The organism is Thalassotalea sp. 273M-4 (assembly GCF_041410465.1).
GTDB classification, from domain to species: Bacteria; Pseudomonadota; Gammaproteobacteria; order Enterobacterales; family Alteromonadaceae; genus Thalassotalea_A; species Thalassotalea_A aquiviva.
Genome location: NZ_CP166961.1, coordinates 2,189,864 through 2,214,274, shown reverse-complemented (window position 1 = coordinate 2,214,274; position 24,411 = coordinate 2,189,864). Strand labels below are relative to the sequence as shown.

Annotated in this window: 19 protein-coding genes; 15 read left to right on the top strand and 4 right to left on the bottom strand. The window is 41.9% G+C overall.

Annotated features, from left to right (window positions below; translation table 11 throughout):
* Nucleotides 1-77: 77 nt before the first annotated feature.
* From rpoE to acpS, 11 genes are all read left to right on the top strand, one after another.
* Nucleotides 78-656, top strand: coding sequence for an RNA polymerase sigma factor RpoE (gene rpoE / locus ACAY00_RS10040; RefSeq protein ID WP_371373011.1), 579 nt, complete (start codon nt 78-80; stop codon nt 654-656).
* 102 nt (nt 657-758) lie between these two features.
* On the top strand, nt 759-1,352 hold the full coding sequence (locus ACAY00_RS10035) for a sigma-E factor negative regulatory protein (RefSeq protein WP_371373009.1): 594 nt from the start codon (nt 759-761) through the stop codon (nt 1,350-1,352).
* Nucleotides 1,353-1,356: 4 nt separating this feature from the next.
* Nucleotides 1,357-2,355 (top strand): MucB/RseB C-terminal domain-containing protein, encoded by a 999-nt coding sequence (locus ACAY00_RS10030; RefSeq protein WP_371373007.1) that lies wholly within the window; start codon nt 1,357-1,359, stop codon nt 2,353-2,355.
* 13 nt (nt 2,356-2,368) lie between these two features.
* Nucleotides 2,369-2,839 (top strand): SoxR reducing system RseC family protein, encoded by a 471-nt coding sequence (locus ACAY00_RS10025; RefSeq protein ID WP_371373005.1) that lies wholly within the window; start codon nt 2,369-2,371, stop codon nt 2,837-2,839.
* A gap of 270 nt (nt 2,840-3,109) precedes the next feature.
* Nucleotides 3,110-4,900 (top strand): translation elongation factor 4, encoded by a 1,791-nt coding sequence (lepA, locus tag ACAY00_RS10020; RefSeq protein WP_371373003.1) that lies wholly within the window; start codon nt 3,110-3,112, stop codon nt 4,898-4,900.
* A gap of 11 nt (nt 4,901-4,911) precedes the next feature.
* Complete coding sequence (gene lepB, locus ACAY00_RS10015) at nt 4,912-5,832, top strand: signal peptidase I (RefSeq protein WP_371373001.1); 921 nt, start codon at nt 4,912-4,914, stop codon at nt 5,830-5,832.
* A 30-nt stretch (nt 5,833-5,862) separates the two neighbouring features.
* Nucleotides 5,863-6,513, top strand: a complete 651-nt coding sequence (rnc, locus tag ACAY00_RS10010) for a ribonuclease III (protein WP_371379681.1) — start codon at nt 5,863-5,865, stop codon at nt 6,511-6,513.
* Nucleotides 6,506-7,417: a GTPase Era gene (gene era, locus ACAY00_RS10005; RefSeq protein ID WP_371372999.1), complete on the top strand. Its 912-nt coding sequence runs from the start codon at nt 6,506-6,508 to the stop codon at nt 7,415-7,417. The genes rnc and era overlap by 8 nt, the downstream gene beginning before the upstream one ends.
* A gap of 12 nt (nt 7,418-7,429) precedes the next feature.
* Nucleotides 7,430-8,176, top strand: a complete 747-nt coding sequence (gene recO / locus ACAY00_RS10000; protein ID WP_371372997.1) for a DNA repair protein RecO — start codon at nt 7,430-7,432, stop codon at nt 8,174-8,176.
* Between the two features lie 48 nt (nt 8,177-8,224).
* Nucleotides 8,225-8,959, top strand: a complete 735-nt coding sequence (gene pdxJ / locus ACAY00_RS09995) for a pyridoxine 5'-phosphate synthase (RefSeq protein WP_371372995.1) — start codon at nt 8,225-8,227, stop codon at nt 8,957-8,959.
* 56 nt (nt 8,960-9,015) lie between these two features.
* Nucleotides 9,016-9,396, top strand: a complete 381-nt coding sequence (gene acpS, locus ACAY00_RS09990; RefSeq protein ID WP_371372993.1) for a holo-ACP synthase — start codon at nt 9,016-9,018, stop codon at nt 9,394-9,396.
* 18 nt (nt 9,397-9,414) lie between these two features.
* Here acpS and ACAY00_RS09985 read toward each other — a convergent pair whose 3' ends face one another.
* The 3 genes from ACAY00_RS09985 to barA form a co-directional block, all read right to left on the bottom strand.
* Nucleotides 9,415-11,097, bottom strand: a complete 1,683-nt coding sequence (locus ACAY00_RS09985; protein WP_371372991.1) for an RluA family pseudouridine synthase — start codon at nt 11,095-11,097, stop codon at nt 9,415-9,417.
* Between the two features lie 207 nt (nt 11,098-11,304).
* Nucleotides 11,305-13,938 carry a phosphoenolpyruvate carboxylase gene (gene ppc / locus ACAY00_RS09980; RefSeq protein WP_371372989.1) on the bottom strand — a complete coding sequence of 878 codons (2,634 nt, stop codon included), beginning with the start codon at nt 13,936-13,938 and terminating at the stop codon, nt 11,305-11,307.
* Between the two features lie 500 nt (nt 13,939-14,438).
* Nucleotides 14,439-17,240 (bottom strand): two-component sensor histidine kinase BarA, encoded by a 2,802-nt coding sequence (gene barA, locus ACAY00_RS09975; RefSeq protein ID WP_371372987.1) that lies wholly within the window; start codon nt 17,238-17,240, stop codon nt 14,439-14,441.
* A 151-nt stretch (nt 17,241-17,391) separates the two neighbouring features.
* On the opposite strand from barA, the gene rlmD reads away from it, so the two are divergent.
* Genes rlmD through mazG form a run of 3 tightly spaced genes read left to right on the top strand, consistent with a single transcriptional unit; the run spans nt 17,392 to nt 21,815 of the window.
* Nucleotides 17,392-18,708 (top strand): 23S rRNA (uracil(1939)-C(5))-methyltransferase RlmD, encoded by a 1,317-nt coding sequence (rlmD, locus tag ACAY00_RS09970; protein ID WP_371372985.1) that lies wholly within the window; start codon nt 17,392-17,394, stop codon nt 18,706-18,708.
* Between the two features lie 42 nt (nt 18,709-18,750).
* Nucleotides 18,751-20,946: a GTP diphosphokinase gene (gene relA, locus ACAY00_RS09965; protein WP_371372983.1), complete on the top strand. Its 2,196-nt coding sequence runs from the start codon at nt 18,751-18,753 to the stop codon at nt 20,944-20,946.
* Between the two features lie 59 nt (nt 20,947-21,005).
* On the top strand, nt 21,006-21,815 hold the full coding sequence (gene mazG / locus ACAY00_RS09960) for a nucleoside triphosphate pyrophosphohydrolase (protein WP_371372981.1): 810 nt from the start codon (nt 21,006-21,008) through the stop codon (nt 21,813-21,815).
* A gap of 58 nt (nt 21,816-21,873) precedes the next feature.
* Here mazG and ACAY00_RS09955 read toward each other — a convergent pair whose 3' ends face one another.
* Entirely contained in the window at nt 21,874-22,308 is a 435-nt protein-coding gene (locus ACAY00_RS09955; protein WP_371372979.1) for a secondary thiamine-phosphate synthase enzyme YjbQ, read from the bottom strand.
* A gap of 175 nt (nt 22,309-22,483) precedes the next feature.
* Between ACAY00_RS09955 and ACAY00_RS09950 the strand changes: the two genes are divergently transcribed.
* Nucleotides 22,484-24,121: a CTP synthase gene (locus ACAY00_RS09950; RefSeq protein WP_371372976.1), complete on the top strand. Its 1,638-nt coding sequence runs from the start codon at nt 22,484-22,486 to the stop codon at nt 24,119-24,121.
* Nucleotides 24,122-24,411 lie beyond the last annotated feature (290 nt).

Below are 24,411 nucleotides of genomic sequence, written 5' to 3'. Positions count from 1 at the left end.
GATGGAATCACTGCAAGAACGAAATAAGCATCTCAAATAGAACAAATGCAGTTGATTAACAAGGGGTAAAAGCTCGGATGAGCGAACAGAATACAGACCACATTTTGGTCAAGAAGGTGCAAAGTGGCGATAAAAATGCCTTTAACCTTCTGGTAAAAAAATATCAGCAAAAGGTGATGAACCTTGTTTCTCGTTATGTCAAAAACCAAGCAGACGTAGGGGATGTAACACAGGAAACATTTATTAAAGCCTATCGTGCATTGGCGAATTTCAGGGGTGACAGTGCGTTTTACACCTGGTTGTATCGAATCGCGGTAAACACCGCTAAGAATCATTTGTTGGCCGGTGCTCGCAAACCACCAGGGAGTGATGTCGAAATAGAAGATGCCGAGTTTTATGATAGTGGGGACGCTTTAAGAGAAAATGCCTCACCGGAAAGGCTATTGTTGACCAGCGAAATTAGGCAGTTGATTTTTAAGACTATCGAACAACTGCCAGAGGAATTAAGAATTGCGTTACATCTGCGCGAGCTAGATGGTTTGAGTTATGAAGAAATTGCCAACGTCATGGACTGTCCCGTCGGTACGGTCAGATCGCGAATCTTCAGAGCCCGCGATGCAGTAGATAAAAAAATTAAGCCTTTAATACAGCGGTAATGTGATTAATGCAGAGTGTTTTGAAGGGTATTTTTAGTGGTTTTCTAGCCACGCCAAAAACCAAGTTAGCGAATATTATCGCTAAATATTGTGAGTATATATATGAGTGAAAATAAGTTTGAAGCATTATCGGCTTTAGTTGATCAACACGATGTCGATACATCGAAAGTTGAACAAATTAAAAATGATGATCAACTTAATGAGGCTTGGGGACGTTACCATCTCATCGGTGATGTGATCAGAGGCGAACACGCAGAACATATTGATTTAGACTTATCTGATGACATCGCTGTTGCTATTGCAGCTGAGCCAACCATCTTAGCGCCTATGCACAAGCCAAGCTTGCAGCAAGCCGTGAAGGCTAAAGTGGTAACCCTGTTCAAACCCGCTGGCCAACTTGCAATCGCGGCATCAGCAGCTTGGTTAATGGTTTTAGGTGTCCAACAATCGTATACCTCAGATGATGTCACGCCAATGCCGGCGCAAGTTTTTCAACCCTTTCCTGTAGGTGGGGTCGCTGAGCCGGTAAGTTATAATTTTGAACCGCAATCAATAAGCACACAAAAACGCCTTATGATAGAGCGTCAGCAAAAATTGCAAGCGATTTTATCGGATCATCAAATGCAGCGTAAGCTTAATCCTGGCCTTGAAAAACAACCAGAAAACGAAGACCAAACGGATAAAGAACCAAACTAAATACATGAAGTCATCAGTCTTTTTACTTGCCTTGGCAACGACTATGTTGCCAATGGCACCAAGTTCGGCCCAAAGCTCAGAACAGCAACCTAATTCTGCCAGCTCTGAATCAATCCAAACAGCGCAGGTACCCACTGCATTACAATGGATGCAAAGGCTTACGGCCTCGCTAAAACAACTTAATTTTGATACCTCTTTTGTCGTGGTTAAAAACAACCGAGCCGAGCCTTATCGCTGGTTGCATGGGGTAGCTGAAGGTAAGGAAATGGAAATCATTACCTTGCTCAATGGACCTCGTAAAGAGTTTATTCGTCGCGACAACGTTGTCAGTTATTTTGAAATGGATAATGTGCCGTATTCTGTTGTTGCGGATTCCATAACAGGCCCGATCCCAAATATTTTTTGGGACGATATTAGCAAATTGCAACAAAGCTATGATTTTATTGGGGTTGGCAAAAGTCGAATTTTAGGTCGAAGTGCGCAATTAATTCGCCTTGAGAGCAAAGATAAACAGCGCTTTGGTTATTGGTTATGGTTAGACACCACTACGGGGCTGTTATTGAAAAGTGCCATCATCAGTCAAACCGGGGAATTACTCGAACAAATTCAGTTTACTCATTTGGCCATTACAGACAAAAGCAATGAGATTTTAAATCAGCTCATAAACGCAGAGTTGCCAACCCCAATCAGCCATACAGGGCAACAGGTAGACTTTTCGTGGCAAGTTAATTGGTTACCAGACGGGTTTGTGCAACGTCATGCGAATCGAAACGTACTGTCAAAAGTTAATGAGCCGGTAGAATCATTATTATTTAATGATGGTTTGGTCGACGTGTCAGTCTACGTTAGCCCATCCGATGAAGCCCCCCGCAAACCTAGTATTAATCAAACTGGGGCAACTGTGTTATTATCGCAATTACGCGATGGTTATGAAATCAATGTTGTTGGGAAAATCCCCCCTAACACGGCCTTAGCAATCGCAGACTCTGTAAGCTTTAACTAATCGGCCTATGTAAATGATAGAAGAAACTGCAACGGTGATTGCCATAAACAATCGCCGTGTTACCGTAAAAAGTCAAATCAAATCAACTTGTCACAGTTGTGAGCAACAAAATGACTGTGGCAGTGGCCAAGTGGCTAAAGCTATTTCGCATAAAGCTTTGATCTCAGATCTTGAAACCGATATTCCGCTAACGATTGGTGATGAAGTGGTCATAGGCATTCCCGAAGGTAATATTTTAACCAGTGCTGTGCAGGTGTATTTATGGCCTTTACTGGGGTTAATTATAGGCGCGAGCTTGGGGCAACTGGTGTTGGTCGAGCAATTACAATGGCATGAAGTCTCTGGGCTGATACTCGCCAGCACTCTGGCTTTTTGTGGCTTTAAACTGGCGCAAAAACAACAAAGCCAAACCGAGGTGCAAGCGTCTTTGCAGCCTAAATTACTGCGTCGTTGCCCAAAAACAATTTCTGTTACACAATTATAGTGCTATCTTTTTTCCTAAGTCCTTATACTTATTGATTAAGTACTTGTTTTATAGGCTTTTAAAATTGATTTTTGTATTTATCTAGGGTTGTCTTATGCATTTCTTGCATCGTTTAAAGGGTGCAATAAGCCGTCTATTGGTATAATGAAGCCACAAATTCACCATAAGGAATCACAATAAGGCAAGTAAAGATAGCGACAAGGCGTTAAATTCGGTAAAATCACGCCAATATTTTTTTTGTATCTATTATTTGAATTATAAGCTCTTTCTATGAAGCACATACGTAACTTTTCAATTATTGCCCACATCGATCATGGTAAATCAACCTTATCTGATCGCCTCATCCAACACTGTGGTGGCCTAACCGATCGCGAAATGGCCGCTCAAGTTCTTGACTCAATGGATCTTGAAAAAGAGCGCGGTATTACCATTAAAGCCCAAAGTGTTACCTTAGACTATAACGCTCGAGATGGTGAAACCTATCAATTAAATTTCATCGATACCCCAGGTCACGTCGATTTTTCTTATGAAGTTTCTCGTTCACTTGCCGCATGTGAAGGTGCGTTGTTAGTGGTTGATGCAGGGCAAGGGGTGGAGGCTCAAACTCTTGCTAACTGTTATACCGCTCTAGAAATGAATTTGGAAGTGGTGCCAATCTTAAACAAGATTGATTTACCACAAGCCGATCCAGATCGAGTTTGTGAAGAAATTGAAGATATCATTGGTATTGATGCGACCGAAGCGGTTCCTTGTTCTGCCAAAACGGGCTTGGGCGTTGAAGACGTATTAGAAAGCATTGTTGCAAATATTCCACCTCCGGTTGGCAAGAGCGATGGTAACTTGCAGGCCTTAATCATTGACTCTTGGTTCGATAATTACCAAGGGGTTGTTTCTTTGGTTCGTATTATCAATGGTGAAGTGCGCAAAGGCGACAAAATGACTGTTATGTCGACAGGGCAAAGCCACCATATCGATAAAGTGGGCATATTTACCCCAAAACAAACCGATACAGGGGTCTTAAGAACGGGTGAAGTAGGCTTTATTATTGCTGGGATCAAAGATATTCATGGGGCACCTGTAGGTGATACCTTGACGTTAACTCGTAACCCTGCCGAATCGGCTTTACCGGGCTTTCAAAAAGTTAAACCTCAAGTTTATGCCGGGATCTTTCCAATCAGTTCGGACGATTTTGAAAACTTTCGTGATGCGCTTGCTAAGTTAAGCCTAAATGACGCGTCATTATTTTATGAGCCAGAAAGCTCAGGGGCGCTTGGTTTTGGTTTTCGCTGCGGCTTCTTAGGTATGCTGCATATGGAAATCATTCAAGAGCGTTTAGCCCGAGAGTATGACTTAGACCTTATAACCACAGCGCCTACGGTAAACTACGAAGTAGAACGCACCGATGGTCGCATTTTGGTTATTGATAATCCGTCTGACTTACCGCCGATTAACGAAATTAATGAAATTCGTGAGCCAATCGTCGAAGCCAATATTTTGGTACCGCAAGAACATTTAGGTAATGTTATCACCTTATGTATTGAAAAACGTGGGGTCCAAAAAACCTTAACTTACCACGGTAATCAAGTTGCTGTTACTTATGAACTACCGATGGCTGAAGTGGTAATGGACTTTTTTGATAAGTTAAAATCGACTAGTCGTGGCTATGCGTCACTGGATTATAATTTTGTTCGCTTTGAAGCTTCTGACATGGTGCGTTGTGATATTTTAATCAATGGTGATCGCGTCGATGCCTTAGCGATGATAACGCACCGCACCAATTCGGTATCTCGTGGCCGTCAATTGGTCGACAAACTAAAAGATTTGATCCATCGTCAAATGTTTGATGTCGCCATTCAAGCGGCTATCGGTAATAACATTATCGCCCGCACAACGGTTAAACAACTGCGTAAAAACGTTATTGCTAAATGTTATGGTGGTGATGTTTCACGTAAGAAAAAACTACTTCAAAAACAAAAAGAAGGTAAAAAGCGCATGAAACAAGTAGGTAACGTTGAAGTACCTCAAGAAGCGTTTTTAGCCGTATTAAAACTAGGTAAATAAAAAGGACTGACATGGCGGCATATTTTTCAATATTTTTGGTGATAATTACTTTAATAACCGGGGTCGTATGGTTATTAGATAAATTTGTTTATGCACCAAAACGGCAATTGGCGTTGTTACATACACAACAACAATGCGCTCAGCCACTGGACGAAGAAGCCGTTGCAAAGATTGTTCAACCAAACCCGTTGGTTGATACCTCGGTGCAAGTGTTTCCGGTTATTGCCTTTGTTCTAATCTTGCGTTCATTTTTATGGGAACCGTTTCAAATACCATCAGGTTCGATGATGCCAACCTTACTTGATGGCGATTTTATTTTGGTCAATAAGTTTAATTACGGCTTAAGAGAACCTGTTGCTCGCCATAAATTTTGGGAAATAGGGCATCCAGAACGCGGTGATGTCGTGGTGTTTAAATATCCGGTGCAACCGGAAATTGACTACATTAAGCGTGTTGTAGGGGTACCTGGAGATCGGGTGATTTATCGAAATAAAACCTTATACATTCAGCCTCAGTGTACCGATACCAGCAAGCCGTGTCCAAACATGGAACGAGTGGTAACCGATTTTAAGGCGGTAGGCGAATACCAACAATTGGATATGCCATTAACTCGCTATCAGTCTAATATGCCGGGCAAAACACATGAAGTTTTGGTGAATAACAATACCATGCCACAAACACCACGATTTTATAACCAGCGAGGCTTTCAAAAAGGCGAATGGCTAGTACCCGAAGGGCAGTATTTTGTCATGGGCGATAATCGCGACAACTCGCTTGACTCTCGTTACTGGGGTTTCGTGCCGGAACAAAACCTAGTTGGTGAAGCGGTAGCGATATGGATGAGTTTTGAATTTGACAGAGCAAAAGACAGTTGGCTACCTGGCTGGATCCCTTCAGGACTTCGTTTTGAGCGTATTGGTGGGATTAACTAATTGACTACTAACATACAATTAAATCGCTTAATGAGCGATATTGGCTACACCTTTAATGATCTGTCTTTACTTGAACAGGCACTGACGCATCGAAGTGCCAAAGGTAAAAATAATGAACGACTTGAGTTTCTTGGCGACTCTATCTTAGGTTACATCATTGCACATGAGTTGTTTGCGATGTTTCCCAAGGCGAGCGAAGGAGAACTTACCCGTATGCGCTCGACCTTAGTGCGCGGCGTAACGCTGGCCGAAATTGGCCGAAGTTTTGACTTAGGTGGCTGCTTAATTTTAGGACCGGGTGAACTTAAAAGCGGAGGTTTTCGCCGCGATTCTATTCTTGAAGACGCGATTGAAGCGATTATAGGGGCTATATTTTTAGACTCAGATTTACCCACTACCAAAGCATTAGTGTTGACCTGGTTTAAGCCAAGGTTGTCTAAAATTAACCCCAATGTAAGCCAAAAAGATCCAAAAACGCGTCTTCAAGAATACTTGCAAGGGCGTAAATTGCCGTTGCCAGAATACGACGTGATTAAAACCACCGGTCAAGCACATAACCAGGAATTTACTATTTGCTGTAAAGTCCATTCATTAGCCGAAGATGTGATCACCACAGGTACATCTCGACGCAAGGCTGAACAGGCCGCTGCGCAACAAGTTTTGGAGTTACTCAATGTCTGAGCAAACTAAACACTGTGGCCTTGTCGCCCTCGTTGGTCGTCCTAATGTTGGCAAGTCGACTTTATTGAATGCGCTTTTGGGGCAAAAGGTTAGTATTACCTCGCGTAAACCACAAACCACTCGTCACCGTATTCTAGGTATCTTAACGGAAGGTCAAAGCCAAGCCATATTGGTGGATACCCCAGGGTTACACTCAGAAGAGAAACGCGCCATTAATCGACTCATGAATCGAGCGGCCAGCAGTTCTATTGCCGAAGTTGAGTTAATTATCTTTTTAGTTGAAGGCACACATTGGACTGAAGACGACGAACTGGTATTGAAAAAAATCAAACAAAGTGGTTGTCCTGCCGTTTTAGCGGTAAATAAGGTCGACAACGTTCAAGATAAAGAAGCATTATTACCGCACTTGCAAAAAATTGCCGAAAAACACGACTTTCAGGAAATTATTCCTATCAGTGCGATGAAAGGCGATAAAGTCGATAGAATTCGCGAAATTTGTTTGCAGAACTTACCAGAGAGTGACTTTTGGTTCCCTGAAGATTACATCACAGACCGTTCATCGCGTTTTATGGCTTCTGAAATCCTTCGTGAAAAACTTATTCGCTTTACCGGTGATGAATTGCCATATTCAACAACGGTTGAAATAGAACAGTTTAAATCCGATCAGAAGGGTATTTTACACATTAATGCCTTGATATTGGTTGAACGAAACAGCCAAAAACGTATGGTCATCGGCAACAAAGGCGAACGGTTAAAAACCATTGGTAGAGAAGCCCGACGAGACATGGAAGAGTTGTTTGAGCGCCAAGTGTTTTTGGAAACTTGGGTAAAAGTGAAATCCGGCTGGGCTGATGATGAGCGCGCCTTGCGCAGCCTAGGCTATGGGGATGACTATTCCGGCTGATCGGATTGTTAGATGAAATTAGCGCAAGTTCATTTACAGCAAGCTTACTTACTGCATTCGAGACCGTATCGCGACAGTAGCTTGCTGGTTAATTTACTCAGTGAAGAGTTTGGCCATATCAGTGCTGTGGTCTATGTTGGCAAAGGAAAGTCTTCGGCTAAAAAAGGCCAGTTGCAACCGTTTGCGCGTTTAACCGTTGAGCTTAAAGGTAAGCATACTTTAAAAACCCTATCTCGTATTGAATTTGCCCAAAAAAGCTTAACTCTGCAAGGTCATCACTTATACAGTGGCTTTTACTTAAATGAATTAATGGTGCGGTTACTGCCAGAAAACATTCCTTGTGAATCGTTATTTACCTTGTACCATCAGACCTTGAATAAGCTCAGTCAAGCCGATGCTATAGAACCTTTGCTTCGCCGCTTTGAAATGACCTTATTACAAGAGTTGGGCTTATCTTTAGATTTTTCCGTATTGTCTGTACCAAGAACTGAGCCGACGGTTGCTGAGGAAATTCAATTTGCTAAAGCGATGGTGGATAAATGGCATTACATCCCAGAAGAAGGCTTTATACCGGCTCAAATCGGGATCCAATATCCGCTGTATGATGGTGAACATTTGCGCCAGATTGGGTGTGATAATTTTCATGCCAAAGACATACTACTAACCTGTAAACTATTGATGAGACAGGTCTTACAAATGTATTTAGGCAATAAGCCTTTACACAGTCGAAAGTTATTTAACCGCAAAATATCGCTCTGATAAGGCATTAACTGCCGGCATCAGCGCGTTAAAAAAGAGACAAAAGTAATGAAAGATATTTATTTGGGTGTGAACGTTGATCACATTGCAACCTTACGACAAGCCCGCGGCACCACGTTTCCAGATCCTGCTCATGCTGCCAGTGTTGCTGAGCATGCAGGTGCTGAGGGCATAACCATTCATTTACGTGAAGATCGCCGACACATTAACGACCGCGACGTATATGTTATGGCCAAAACCATTCAAACACGAATGAATCTAGAAATGGCTGTCACGGAAGAAATGATTAATATCGCTCTCGATGTAAAGCCCGCTTTTTGTTGTTTAGTGCCAGAAAAACGTGAAGAACTTACCACCGAAGGTGGTCTTGATGTGTTATCACAACAAGATAAAATCACCGAAGCTGTAAGCCGTCTGGCCGAAAAGGGTATTCAAGTAAGCTTATTTATTGACGCTGACTTAAAACAGATTGAGGCGGCTAAAGCAACGGGGGCGCCATTTATTGAAATTCATACTGGGCATTATGCCGAGGCAAAATCGGAACAGCAGCAACACGATGAATTAGCGCGCATTAAAGGCGCTGCCGAATACGCTACAAGCATTGGTTTACAAGTTAATGCCGGTCATGGTTTAAATTATTTTAACGTGAAGCCCGTTGCCGCAATTAAAGAAATCATCGAACTTAACATCGGCCATGCGATTATCGCAAGAGCTGCCATTGATGGCTTAGAAAAAGCGGTTCGCGATATGAAGCGCCTGATGATCGAAGCTCGTATGGCTTAAGCTATCGACTAGCAGTATGTATTGATTAGAGCGAAAAGAGAAACACTGGAGGTTTTATGTCCGTCGTAGGTATCGGCAATGATATATTGCAAGTTAAGCGCATTGCCAATATGGCTGAGCAGGCACGCGAGCGCTTGGCGAAGCGAGTCTTAACACCCGATGAGTACCAACGTTATTGTGACATAAACCAACCAGAGCGCTTTCTTGCCAAGCGTTGGGCTGCCAAAGAGGCCGCAGCAAAAGCCCTAGGACGAGGTATTGCTGATGGCATTTCATTTCAACACATTGAAATCCGTTCTTTATGTACAGGTCAACCGACCCTACACTTTAGCGATAGGGCGTTGGCCGTGGCCCAGGAACTTGGTGCGAACCATTGGCATATAAGCTTATCTGATGAGCAAGAATATGCCGTAGCTTTTGTCGTTCTGTCGCGCTAAGGCCGTCAAGCAAACCGATTAAAAGTTTGCTTTCACGGTAAAACTCATTTCTTTTTTGGTTACCGGATGACTGAATACAATAGACTCGGCATGTAAGTGTAATCGATTGGTTTTTATGCCATATAAATCGTCACCCACAATGGCCGTATTTAAACCTTGCACATGAGCACAATGCATTCGTAGCTGATGAGTACGTCCCGTTTTAGGGTATAAATGTATCCGAGTTTGGTTGTTATCTCTGGCAATCACTTTATAACGAGTTTGGGCTGATTTGCCGTATTCATAACACACGCATTGTCTTGGTCTATCTTCGATATCTTGACGCAAAGGTAAATCGATAAAGCCTTCATCTTGTTGTATAAGCCCATTTAGTAGGGCGATATAGCGTTTTTGCACTGTTCGAGTAACAAATTGTTGTTGCAAATCTTTATTGGCCCGTGAACTCAAGGCCAATACCATTAAGCCCGAGGTTGACATATCAAGGCGATGAACGATTAATGGGCCATCGGCGCAGGGAAATTTCTCACGGATCCGAGTATAGACTGAGTCGTTGATATTTTTACCAGGTACCGATAATAGACCTTCTGGTTTATTCACCACCACGATGTGTTCATCTTGATACACCATAGTTAAATGTTTACCGGCACCAGGATTTTGCAATAAAGGGTTCTCATCCATAGCAATGCCTTCTAACATATGAGCCAAAATAGGCTCACATTTGGTGCTACACGAGGCATAATATTTTTTGTGTTGGCGGATTTGCGATTTTGGCGAACAGCCCCACCAAAACTCTGCCATCACCACAGGTTGTAAACCATGGATAAAAGCGTACTGCAATAACTTAGGCGCTGCACATTCACCTGCTCCTGCTGGTGGAACGGGGGTTTTAGGATCGGTAAAAATAGCATTTAAGTCTTTTTCTTGGCCTTGAATATTTAAAAAGCGAAAATACGAAAAGGCTTTTTTCTGTAATTTAGCTGAAAGCTTTTTACGTAACTTTTTTAATTGCTCAATCTCATCATTTAATTGTTCAACACATCCTTTCGCTTGGTCTAATTGGGTCTGCCAATGCAGTTTTAAATCTCGTAATGCCAACTTTTCTGAAATGCTTTGCTGGCTTAGTTTATCCAGAAAGTCGTTATAATCAGCCCCAGATAAACGGTCTTTTTGTTGCTGGCGTTGCTGCTTACGCTGTTGCTTATTGATGCTCATTTGTTGTTGCAGACATTGTAAATGTTGTTGATATTCTTGCTCAACCAAATCCCACTGAGCATAAGCATTGCGCAAGCTTTCGCTTTGCTCTAATAGGTCAATTTCATCATTGATGCGGTTAATGCGAGCCGATTCTTGGGTGAAAAAACCATCTAACGTAAACAAGTCAAAAACGGGTGGTACAAAGCCTGGTAACAAGTTGCTATCTGCTAGTTTGCCAGAAAACGCGGATAAAAAGCCCAATCTCCCGTGTTTATCTTCAACCACTAAAACACCAAACATTTTACCACCGTCTGCATTCTTGGCTGAATCTAAGCCAAAGTTATGGGTCCATTTGGTTTGCTTTAATAAATGCTGTTGTAACTGCTCTACAGCAAGTTCAGCTAAGGGGTGGGGTTGATAACAAAAAGGAAAGGTAAATTTTTCCGGTTTGGTTATCTGACTAGGGATATCTTTTAACAGGGTAAAACAATCAGGACTTAACGACATAAGGGCAATTTGATGTTGGCTTTAACCTACATATAAGGCTGAGCTAATGGCGGCAATTACATTATCAGTACAACCAATAATGACACGAGTAAGACATCATACAAGATTTTAACTGCTGGTAACAGTAGCTAAAGTTTGTGAAATAGTGTCAAAATGTCATCATTGGTTGCACGTCGTTAGGTTAACTCAATATTAATGCTCGCTTACTTAACCCGTATTACGCATACCCGCAGCAATCCCCGCAATGGTTACCATCAGAGCTTGTAAAACGTTATCAGGCGCATTCTCTTGATGCTTTCTCGCTCGGCGTAACAACTCCGCCTGCAAGACATGTAAGGGCTCCATATATTGGTTTCTTAGGTTGATTGATTCCGCAACCCAAGGCTCTCGTTGTAATAAGTTGGTATCATGGGTTAATTGCAACACCGTCTTAATATCGCTGTCTAATTGGCTTCTAAGCTTTTCCCCTAAATGCCATAAATGTGAAGGGGCAAGGGTTTTTTCATATTGCTCTGAAACCACAGGACTGGACTTTAAATAGACCATTTCTAGCATGTTAAGTTTGGCACGAAAGAAAGGCCAGCTCTTAAACATTTGATCGATGATCTTTGTTTTATCTTGCTCAATGGCCTTTTTAAGTGCCGCCCCAGCGCCGAGCCAAGAAGGCACCACTAAACGGTTTTGGGCCCAGGCAAAAATCCATGGAATGGCACGAAGGCTCTCAATACCACCGCTTGGTTTTCGCTTGGCAGGGCGACTCCCAAGTGGCAACATACCAAGTTCGACTTCGGGGGTGGCACTACGAAAATACTCAACAAAATCGGGCTCTTCTCGCACGATGGAGCGATAAGCGGTGCACGAATCATCCGACAGCTGGGCCATTAATTCGCGCCATTGCTCTTTGGGTTTTGGCGGTGGTAATAATTGCGCTTCTAAAACGGCAGCGCTATAGAGCATCAAGGTTCTAACGGCAACCGCAGGGAGTCCAAACTTAAAACGGATCATTTCACCTTGCTCGGTCACCCGCATGCCATCGTCTAAAGTGCCTGGTGGTTGTGATAATATTGACTTGATGATTGGACCACCGCCACGACCAGCGGTACCACCTCGGCCATGAAATAAGACCAGTTTCACATTGGCCTTTTGAGCGACCTTTAATAAGGCTTCTTGGGCTCGATATTGAGCCCAAGACGCGGCCAAGTTACCGGCATCTTTGGCTGAATCAGAGTAGCCAATCATTACCTCTTGTTCACCTTGAATAAAGCCTCGATACCAGTCTAACGATAAGAGCGCTTCGATGCAGCGTTCAGCGTTATTTAAATCATCTAAAGTTTCAAATAATGGCGCTACCCGCATCGGGAATGTAACCCCACAGGCTTTTAGTAATAATTGAACCGCCAAAACATCCGATGGGTTACTGGCCATTGAGATAACATACGTACCTAAGCATTCTTTATCTTGTCGAGCAATGGCATGACAAGTATCAAGGACCTCTTGTACATCGGCACTGGGCTTCCAATCCAGCGGTAACAGCGGACGTTTGCTGGTAAGCTCTTTTAACAAGAAGGCTTGTTTATCGCTTTCTTCCCAACTGGCATAATCGCCTAAACCTAAATAACGAGTTAATTCAGCAAAGACCTGCAGATGTCGCTCACTGTCTTGACGAATGTCGAGTCGAAGAAGGTTTAGACCAAAACATTCAATTCGTCGCAAGGTATCTAAGAGGGGGCCGTCGGCAATGGACTGCATTTGACACTCTAATAAAGAGTCATAGCACAGTTGTAAGGTATCACGTACTTGCGTTAGGCTTAATCGGCGTCGTTGCTCTGGAATATAGTCTTCCTGTAACCCTTTTTTCACTCGTTTCTTTTCTTGCGCCATTGCCTTGTATAAGTCATTGAGCACCGTTCGATAAGGTGCTTTGCTGTTCCCCGCTTTTAAGCGAAGTGCTTCTGAGCATTCATTCATTGACAGTTCGGTCATCAGCACATTTAAGTCTTTCATATACAGCTCAAGCGCTTTACAGCGTGCTAACATTAAGACTTCTTGGGTGACCTTTGAGGTTACAAATGGGTTGCCATCTCGATCACCGCCCATCCATGAGGCAAATGTAATAGGGCATGCGACTCGATGATTTAGTTTAACCCCGAAATGCTTGTCTAAATGAAAGTTAATTCGACGTAAGTAATCTGGAATGGCTTGCCATAAAGATGATTCGACCACGTCAAACCCCCACTGTGCTTCATCTACCGGGGTAGGTCTTTGATGGCGAATTTCATTTGTGTGCCATGCTTGAGCGACCAGTTGTTCTATTCGATTTTCGGCTTTTGCTCGGTTGCCTTCATTGGTATCTGTTGACAGAATTTTTAAGTTTTCGGCCATTTCCATGTATTTGTATATTAGGGTGCGGCGGCTAACTTCAGTCGGGTGGGCGGTTAATACCAGCTCAATTTTTTGATTGGTTAAGGTCGTTGCTACTTCCTCTGCACTGTAGCCTTTGTTTTTTAATCTGGTTAAGACATTTTCAATTGGATCTGGGCGTTCAACTTGCTTGCTACCTTCGGTATCAATGGTGTGATATTGCTCGGCAATATTGGCCATGGCTAAAAATTGGTTAAACGCCTTAGCAACCGGTAAGAGTTCATCGTCACTTAAATGTTGCAGTATATCAACCAATTCATCATGACTCTTTTCATCTCCACTAATGGCGGACTTTGAGAGTATGCGAATCGTTTCAATCTTATCTAGGAACGGCTCGCCTAAATGATTTTCAATGGTATTTCCCAAAATTGTGCCCAGAAAACTGACGTTCCGTTTGAGTGAAGCATATTTATCTGACATGAGCATCCTTTAAAATATTTGGCAATGAGTGTTGTCACAAGCCTCAGGGTGATTCGAGGTGAATTTTATCTATTCACCATAGATAGTTTTGCATAAATAAGAGACTTGTTTGAATGTTTATCCTACATTAAGTCAATAAATTATCAACATTGAAGTTACAAGCGAGGGGTGTTTAAGCGCAAGCGAGCCCAAGAGATCACTAGATTAATCTGACGTCAATATGTCAAGCTTAATATTTTGTCTCAGATGCTTGGGGCTTATAAAATTAGATAAGCTTTAATGACAAGTTGTATTAGCGAAGCAGATAGTCAGCTGATAAATACTAGAAAAACAGAGTATTTATTAGCAAAGAATAAGGGCGTAAATACAGCATATTTCAGGCTGATGCTGTGGTTAACGTTGGCATCGGTAACCACAGCATTGCCATTATTTTTAAACCTGTCTGGTCTTGCTGTTTATCTTTAGGGGGATCTGAGCCCGCCTTTAGCCATTTAGCGATGTTAGTCAGGATTTTTGTTGATTAAACTGTCAATATGCAGTTCTTTGAAATACGCTTGCGATTTTTCTAGTACTTTATCGATTTCATCAAATAATTCAAACAGTTCAGGTTCAAGCTCATGCAATTGTTTATCTAATTTGATTTGGCTTTCAAGCTGTTGACAGATTTTTTCAAGTTTTGGCACCCCGTTATAACAACAAGCACCGTGTAGCTTATGAATGGTATTACTGACACTAGGTAAATCGTTTTGCTTCACACTGTGTATAATAGACTCTTTCATTTCGGGTAAAGAATCCACCAACATCACCAACATTTCAGCCGCTAAATTGGGGCGGTTACCAGAGCGTTTTAACGCCAGTGGCCAGTCAAAAACGCCATTTTTAACGCTTTTGCTCGTGAATTGATTGAAGCTATCATACTTTATATCATCGCGACTGCTGATTTGCTCTATACCACAGTGTTCGTACAATAAATGGGTTAGCAAAGTCTCATCAATAGGTTTGGTCATATAGCCTTGAAAACCGCGTTCGAGCAGTTTTTCTTTTTCGCCCGGCATCGCATGTGCGGTTACCGCAATAATATCGGTTTCACTGTTTAAAGTATTATCTCGTATGGCTTCCATGGAGCTGATCCCATCCATAATTGGCATTTGGATATCCATAAAAATTAGCGCAAAAGTTTCTTTTATACATAAGTGCAGAGCATCTTTGCCATTCGCCGCGGTCACCACTTTTTCAACGTGTTCGCTAAGGAGGGTATGGATAAGCTTTAAGTTGGCGTCATTATCATCTACGGCTAACACTTTTATCGGTAACTTTTTGCTCGGTTCTTCTTTGGCTACGCCTTCACGAAACAAATGTTTATTCATTGATAAATTGCGTGCCAGATTGCTTTCGGTTAACGGTTTACTGATGCAAGATGCAGCACCTGCCGCTAAAAAAGTTTCCTTTAAACTCAAGGAATTATTGTTTATAGCAATGTGCACTTGTGGGATGTGCTGACTAAGGCGCTTTATTTCGTTTTTAATGTCATCAATATTGGTGGCGGTGACTTCCATCCCCAGCAAAGCGATATCAAAACTTTCTAAATCATGTTGTTGGTCGAGTTCGGATAATGAATTGACGGTTTTAACTTGCATTCGCCAGTGGCGAAGTAACTCATTGGTCGCAGTGCGAGCATGGGCGTGAGGCTCATAATATAAAATAGAGTGACCAGCTAAGTCTTCAGGTTCTGGAATATTGTCAATTGGTAACTGATTTTCTTCACAAATAAAGCTAAACCAAAACGTAGAACCTCGATTTGGTTGTGAAGTAAAACCAACATCGCCTTGCATCTCATTGGCCAAACGCTTGGCAATAATTAACCCAAGCCCAGTGCCACCGTACAAACGGGTAATGCTTTTGTCGGCTTGGCCAAATGCTTCAAATAACGTTTCTTGGCTGCGTTCACTGATCCCGATACCGGTGTCGATAACCGAACATGAAATTTTTATTTTTGACTCTTCCACCCGTTCAAAGTCAAAATCCATGCAAATAGACCCTTTATCGGTAAACTTAATGGCATTGCCTAAAAGATTAATGATGACTTGCTTAATTCGCATGGCATCACCAATTAGGGAGTTAGGGATCCGATGATCAACCCTAACCGAAAATTGTAAGTTTTTTTGGTGGGCCTGTTGCGCGAGTAAAATCACCACTTCATCAATGGTCGCTCGCAGGTTAAATGGGATGCTTTCGATAACCATCCGCCCTGAATCGAGCTTCGAAAAGTCGAGAATATCATTAATAATGGTCAACAAGCTGTTGGCCGAGCCTTCGATGGTTTGTAAAAATTCTCGCTGATTGTCGGTGAGAGGGGTTTTGAGAATTTGCTTGGTAAAACCAATCACCCCATTTAATGGGGTTCTAAGCTCGTGCGACATATTAGCAAGAAACTCAGATTTAACCCGACTGGCTTCTTGAGCTTTGCGTCGTGATAGGTCTAATTCTACGTTTTGTGCTTCAAACCTTTCTAAGCTTTCTCGAAGATCTAAGGTTGCTTGATCAATATTTTCTTCTAAATCTAATTGATAGTCTTCAATGGCTTGCGCCATATTGTTGAGGCCAACTCGAAGTACTTCTATTTCGCCCTCAAACTCTTTTTCCACCCGAGCCGAGAGTATCCCCTCGCGAATTTTTAATACCGTGTCGTTCATTTGTGCTATTGGGTTTGATAATAAATTGATCATCCGTTTGGCAAATAAAGAACAGATGATCATTGCCACCATGACCATGATCAAAGACAAAAACACCATGTTTTGTTGATTGACCCGCATTTGCTCTTTGTTAATTAAAATTAATACATACCCATAGAAGCGTTCAAAAGCCGGTAAGTTGGCTCGTGGCGGAACTTGAATTTCGATTGGATAAATCATCTTAAAGCCATTTTCGGCCGGAATAAGCTCTTGCCCTTGCGTTCTTATTTCTGAAACCGGCAGTTGATAGCGGCTGGCACTAAAACGTTCTGAGGTATTAACCAAGACTTTGTTACGAGGGTCAAAGACCATAATCGAGTCAACAAAATCAGAATTATCACGATGCAGTAAGTTAGCCAAACGCGTGATGCCAACAAAGTTATTATTATCAACCGCCGGACCCGTATTTTGTGCAATGGAGGCTGCAATGATGCGAGTGCGATTTTGAATGTCGTTTTCTAAATCTTCAAGGCGAGCTAATGAGAAGAAAACCGCTAAGGTTAACCCCACAGCCGTGGTGGGAAACAGAGTTAAAAAAAGTATCCATTCTCGTAAGGTGACTTTGTTCATAGGTAAACCTAATTTCGTGTTATTATGCGTTAGGTAGTTCGCAGACACCTGAGCGATATTCTTTTTAGTGTCTTGTTAGCGCCAAGTCTCATTGTACTTGAAATTACGTCAGATCAAAGACGTTTACCCATTATTTTTTGAGTTAGTAAAAATGGCCAAAATATTTAAGCCCAAAGCAAAAAACAACAGCCTTAATCAAATACTTACTATAGATATACAAAGATTGGATATCAATGGGGACGGTGTCGGTCGCTGGCAGCAAAAGCCGGTTTTCGTTGCCGGTGCTTTACCTAACGAAACGGTTAAGGCAAAAATCATTGAACAGAAGTCAAAATTTTTACGGGCCAAAACGAGCGAAGTCATTACCCCAAGTGAGGATCGGGTTAGCCCCGAGTGTCGTCATTATTTTCAATGTGGTGGTTGCGATCTGCAACATATGTCAATCGCCAAACAACGAGCGTTTAAACAACAAAAAGTTGAGGAATTATTTGCCCGCAATGCTCAGATAACCGCGTTACCTTGGCAACCCCAACTCAATTCAAGTCCATGGCACTATCGACGTAAAGCGCGTATAGGCGTGCAATACAATAAATTGAATCAGGCTATTGTTGGTTTTAGACAAAAAAACACCGCCCATTTAACCAGTATCAAATCGTGTCCTATTTTAACCCCAGAATTTGAACATCAGTTTAGTGCATTGGCGACCTTGATTAATCAATTATCAACCCATCGCCCAATCTCACATGTTGAAGTTATTCACGCCGATAAACCTAAAATGATCTTGCGGGTTGTAAAGCCTTTGTCGCAAGCGGATTTAGCCAAAATAGAAGCTTATGGTGACAACAAATCGTTTGATCTGTGTATAGACTCACAAGGGATGTTTGGTTTCCCCGATATTAGTCAACAACTGTTGAGCTACCAAATTGACGGTTTACGTTTGCAATTTAGCAGCAGTGATTTTGTCCAAGTTAATGCCTCATTAAATGAACAAATGGTGAGTCAAGCCATCGCGTGGTTAGAATTAAGCTCTGATGATTCGGTCCTCGATTTATTTTGTGGGTTAGGCAATTTTAGTTTACCAATAGCGCGGCGAGTTGCTCGGGTTGTTGGTGTTGAAGGGGTTGATGCGATGGTCGCTAGAGCGAGTGCAAATGCTAAAGCAAACGGTCTAAATAATACTGAATTTTTTCAAGCAGACCTTAATGCTGATACGCCTAGCTGGCCTTGGTTTGATGATACGTTTTCCAAGGTTTTACTCGATCCTGCACGAGCTGGCGCATTAAATGCCGTAAAAAATATTGCCGACAGTAAGATAAAAACGATACTCTATGTTTCTTGTGACCCAGCAACAATGAGTCGAGATGCAAAACAGTTGTTGGAAAGTGGTTTTAGTTTAGACAAAATAGCGCTTATGGACATGTTTGTTCATACTCGCCATGTCGAAACTATGGCTTTATTTCGTCGCTAAACATACGAACAAATCACTAACATCATTGCGCTAGGAAGTATTATGGTATCTGTCAGGAAATCTCATCAAATGTCAGCTGAAAATTATGAAAGCTGGCTAAAAGAGCTTAATTTGACTAAATCAAAAAGGCAGGCTCTGGAGAGTATTTGGGATGATTTAGATGATGTCTATAAACAGCATTTGTCGTGTCAGACTAAAGCCTTGGAAATGGTTGAAATTTTGGCAGGGCTTAATTTAGATAAAGATTCGTTATCTGCGGCCCTTTTATTTCCGCTTGTTGAAAAGCAGGTGTTGTCACCAGCGTACATTGAAGAACATTTTAGTCCTAACATTTGTAAGTTGGTTCATGGTGTGTTGCAGATGGACATCATTCGCAGCTTGCAACAGCCAACGGGGACCAAGTTTGCCACCTCTCAAATCGACAATTTACGTAAAATGTTGTTGTCGATGGTTGAAGATGTTCGCGCCGTGGTGATTAAATTGGCCGAACGAGTATGCAATTTACGTTATGTCAAAGACGTCGATGAAGAAACGCGGGTATTAACCGCAAAAGAAACCGCCACCATTTATGCCCCGTTAGCCAATAGGCTTGGTATTGGCCAGTTAAAATGGGAACTTGAAGATATTTCTTTTCGTTACCTGCACCCTAACACCTATAAAAAAATCGCTCATTTATTGGATGAGAAACGCCTCGACAGAGAGCGTTACATGCATGATTTTGTTAGCTTTATCCAATCAAAACTAGATCAAATGGGAATCAAGGGCACGGTTTACGGGCGACCAAAACATATTTATTCCATTTGGAAAAAAATGGAAAAGAAGAATTTATCTTTTGAACAGTTATTCGATGTACGCGCGATGCGAATTATTGTTGATCAATTACAAGACTGTTATGGTGCATTAGGGGTTGTACATACCAACTTTAAACATTTACCGAGTGAATTTGATGATTATGTTGCCACCCCTAAGTCGAATGGCTACCAATCAATTCATACCGTGGTGTTAGGACCCGAAGGCAAAGCGGTAGAAGTTCAAATTCGAACCCAACAAATGCACGATGATGCAGAGCTTGGGGTAGCCGCTCATTGGCGTTACAAAGAAGGCAGTGCCAATAGTAAATCGGTTCGTTTTGATGACAAGATAAACTGGTTACGAAAACTTCTACAATGGCAAGAAGATGTCTCGGGCTCAGAAGAATTAGTTGACGAGCTACGCAATGAAGTTTTTGAAGATAGAATTTATGTGTTTACCCCAAATGGTGACGTGATTGATTTACCCAATGGCTCTACCCCGTTAGATTTTGCTTATTACATTCACACCAATGTCGGCCATCGTTGTATTGGCGCCAAAGTGGATGGTCGGATTGTGCCCTTTACCTATAAGTTGCATACCGGTGAACAGATTGAAATACTGACCACCAAACAACCTAGCCCGAGCCGAGATTGGGCAAATCCAAATTTAGATTACATTCACACCGCCCGTGCGCGCTCTAAAGTGATGAGTTTTTTTAAGTCACAAGACAAAGACAAACATGCGCAGCAGGGTAAAGATATGCTCGATGCCGAATTAGCCAAAATTGACTCAGAAGGGGTTGATATGGAGCAGATCTTTAATCGCTTTCATGTGCAAAATTTGACCGAGCTGCACACCGCTATTGGCAGTGGTCATGTGAAAGTGATCCAAGTGATTAATCAAATCCAATTTGAGCTAAAGAAAAATCAACCTGAAGCCGAGATAGACCCGAAACTGGTTATTCGCCAAAGTAAGGAACATAACAAATCGGATGATAATGGTATTACGGTTTCTGGCGTGGGGAATTTATTGACCCACATGGCCAAATGTTGTCAACCAGTTCCAGGGGATTTTATCGTAGGTTATATCACCCAAGGGCGTGGGATCTCGGTCCATCGCAGTGATTGTGAACAATTACTTAATTCATTAAAACAAGCCCCTGAACGTCAAGTTGATGTACAGTGGGGAGACAACCAACTGCATAATTATGAAGTGGCCATTAAAGTCATTTCAACCGAAAGACAAGGGTTATTACGAGATGTCACTACGGTTATTGCGAACGAGAAAACCAATGTTATCGACATGTCTTCTTATACCGACAGAAAACAACGCCAAAATGTTATGCAGTTTGTTTTAGAAGTTCACAGTAATGAAGCGTTGCAACGTTTAATCAAGAAAATCAGTCAGATTGACGAAGTTATTTTGGTTCAGCGCCATCGTAATTAAGCCAAAGAATAGGGTATTTACACTCTGTAAAGTGACGTTAGGGCTAGAAGAGAGCAATCATGATGTTAGGTGCACCAGCGAGTATTGAAAAACTTATTTGGATAATGAGCAAGCTTCGCGATCCAGAACAAGGCTGCCCGTGGGATCTAAAACAAGATTTTCAATCGATCGTGCCCCACACCCTTGAAGAAGCCTTTGAAGTGGCTGAAGCCATTGAGCAAAAAGACTTCCAAGAGCTGGAGAAAGAGTTGGGCGATTTGTTATTTCAAGTCGTATTTTACGCCCGTTTAGGGGATGAGCAGCGCTTATTTGATTTTTCTTCCGTGGTTGCAGGCATTTGTGAAAAACTGATCCGCCGCCATCCGCATGTATTTGCTGACAGCGAGTTTAAAACTGACGCTGAAATAAAAGCGAACTGGGAAAATGAAAAGGCAAAAGAGCGCTTTGAAAAAAATCAACAACGCAGTATTTTGGCGGATATTCCTAAATCTTTACCGGCATTATCACAAGCCGCAAAAATTCAAAAACGCTGTGCACATGTCGGATTTGATTGGGACAACGTGGAAGATGTGTTAGCAAAAGTGCAAGAAGAAGTCGATGAAGTCGAAAGTGAATTACAACAAAGCCCGCAAAATCAGCATGCATTAGCCGAAGAGGTTGGGGATTTATTATTTGCTGTGGTCAATCTTGCGCGTCATTTAAAACAAGATCCTGAACAGTTACTGCGCCAAGCCAATCGCAAATTCAGTCATCGTTTTCACTATATTGAAAACTACCATTTTGAGCATAACGTCTCAATCGCTAATTCATCACTCGAATTTCTTGAGCAGCTGTGGCAACAAGCAAAAAAACAGCAAAGCGCGGATTAATCAGCCAACGTTTAGAATACGAATTTGTGGGTCGTTTTTTCCAAAAAAATTAATAGCATTAGGCTTTTTTTATGCCGGTTAAAGTGGCAATGATTTTCCTTGAACCGGCATGATTTCGATGCTCGGCCAAATAAATGCCCTGCCACGTGCCTAATGCTAAACGACCTTGGCTAATCGGTATGGTGAGTTGGCAGCCTAAGGTAGAGCATTTAATATGCGCAGGCATATCGTCCTCACCTTCATAATCGTGTTGATAGTAAGGCTGATTTTCGGGCACAAAATGATTAAAGTGAGACTCCAGATCATGACGCACCGTCGGGTCGGCATTTTCATTAATGGTTAAAGAGGCCGAGGTATGCTGAAGAAATAAATGCAGCAAACCGACATCAATTTTTTCGATTCCCAACACATTTGCCACGATATTTTCTGTGATTAATTCAAAACCGCGTTTTTGTGGGGGTAGGGTAATAATAAATTGTTTGAAAATAGACATTAACAGTTTTGCAACCTTGTTTACTTTTTTATAGATAGTCTTATAGCAAACAGCCTGTGTTTAAATCAATTCCTTATTGTTGTTAATCGGTTATTTTGCTAAAATTACGTCCCATCTTGCTATCGGTAGTGATAGCGCAAACACTTTCTGTTAATTCCTAAATTCTGGGCATCAAATGACAACAAGATATATTTTTGTAACGGGTGGGGTTGTATCATCCCTAGGTAAAGGTATTGCTGCGGCATCCATGGCGGCGATTTTAGAAGCCCGTGGTTTAAAAGTGACCATGCTAAAGTTGGATCCATACATTAACGTTGACCCGGGCACAATGAGCCCAATTCAACACGGTGAGGTTTTTGTTACCGAAGACGGTGCCGAAACAGACCTAGATCTTGGTCACTACGAACGCTTTATTCGTACCAAAATGACCAAGAAAAACAACTTTACCACTGGTCGTATTTATCAAGATATTCTTGCTCGCGAACGTAAAGGTGAGTTTTTAGGTGCCACTATTCAGGTTATTCCACATATTACCAATGACATTAAACGTCGTGTTATCGAAGGAGCCGAAGGCTACGATGTTGCGATGGTTGAAGTTGGTGGTACGGTGGGTGATATCGAATCACAGCCATTTTTAGAAGCAATTCGCCAGTTAGGTGTTGAGCTAGGTCGTGAACGCGCTATGTTTATGCACCTAACCCTAGTGCCTTACTTAGCCGCATCGGGTGAGATTAAAACCAAACCTACTCAGCACTCGGTAAAAGAATTACGCTCAATTGGTATTTTCCCAGATATTCTTGTCTGTCGAAGTGAAGTGCCTATTCCGGCAACTGAACGCGCAAAAATCGCCCTATTTTGTAATGTCGAAGAAAGAGCCGTGGTTGCAATGCGTGATGTCGACAGCATCTATAAAATTCCATCGATGCTTATGGCCCAAGGAACTGATGAAATTGTTTGTAAGCGTTTTGGTATTGATGCACCGGTTGCCGACCTTCACGAGTGGGAGCAAGTTTTATATCGCGAAGCCAATCCAAAAGGTGAAGTGACCATTGGTATGGTGGGTAAATATATTGAGCTTCCTGATGCTTATAAATCGGTAAACGAAGCCTTAAAGCACGCCGGTTTACAAAATCAATTAACCGTAAATATTAAATACATCGACTCGCAATCTGTTGAAGCAAAAGGCGAAGAAGAACTTGAAGGTGTTGACGCATTCTTAGTTCCTGGTGGGTTTGGTGAGCGTGGTGTAGAAGGTAAAATCTTTACCGCGAAATACGCTCGTGAAAACAACATCCCATACTTTGGTATTTGTTTAGGTATGCAAGTGGCGTTAATTGAGTTTGCTCGTAATGTCGCTAAGTTAGAAAACGCGCACTCAACCGAGTTCGACGAAAAAACGGAACACCCAGTTGTTGGTTTGATTGAAGAATGGTTAGATGAAGACGGTAAGGTTGAACTGCGTAGCAGTAATTCCGACTTAGGCGGAACCATGCGTCTAGGTTCACAACAGTGTCACTTGATTGCAGGCACTAAAGCGGCGGAAATTTATGGCGCGAAAAGTATTTTCGAACGTCATCGTCACCGTTATGAAGTAAACAATAACTACCGCCAACAATTAAGTGATGCAGGTTTGGTTTTCTCAGGCTTATCTGCGGATAAAAAACTGGTTGAAATTATCGAACTACCAAATCACCCATGGTTTGTAGCCGGACAATTTCATCCTGAATTTAATTCAACTCCTCGAGATGGTCATCCTTTGTTCGAAAGTTTCATTGCAGCGGCATTTGAACACCAAAAAGAGTCAAATCAGTAAACATTTATTGACTTGCCTCAGTGTTTTTGTGGTATTTTGTAGTAATATTATTTCAAAATGCCACATATGACCAAGATATGTCATATTGATTTAGTATTTTAATACCATAATTAGGTATTAGATTCAGGGAATAGTACTAGGTGTTAATACCAGTCTGTCCCCTAAATTCTTGGATTTAAACTATACTTTCACAGAATTTTGTTTAGATGTTGACGTACTAAAAACAAAAGGTATAGCTGATAAACATTGATAAGCGTTATCAGATCCGACAAAAAGTGGTAACAAAAATA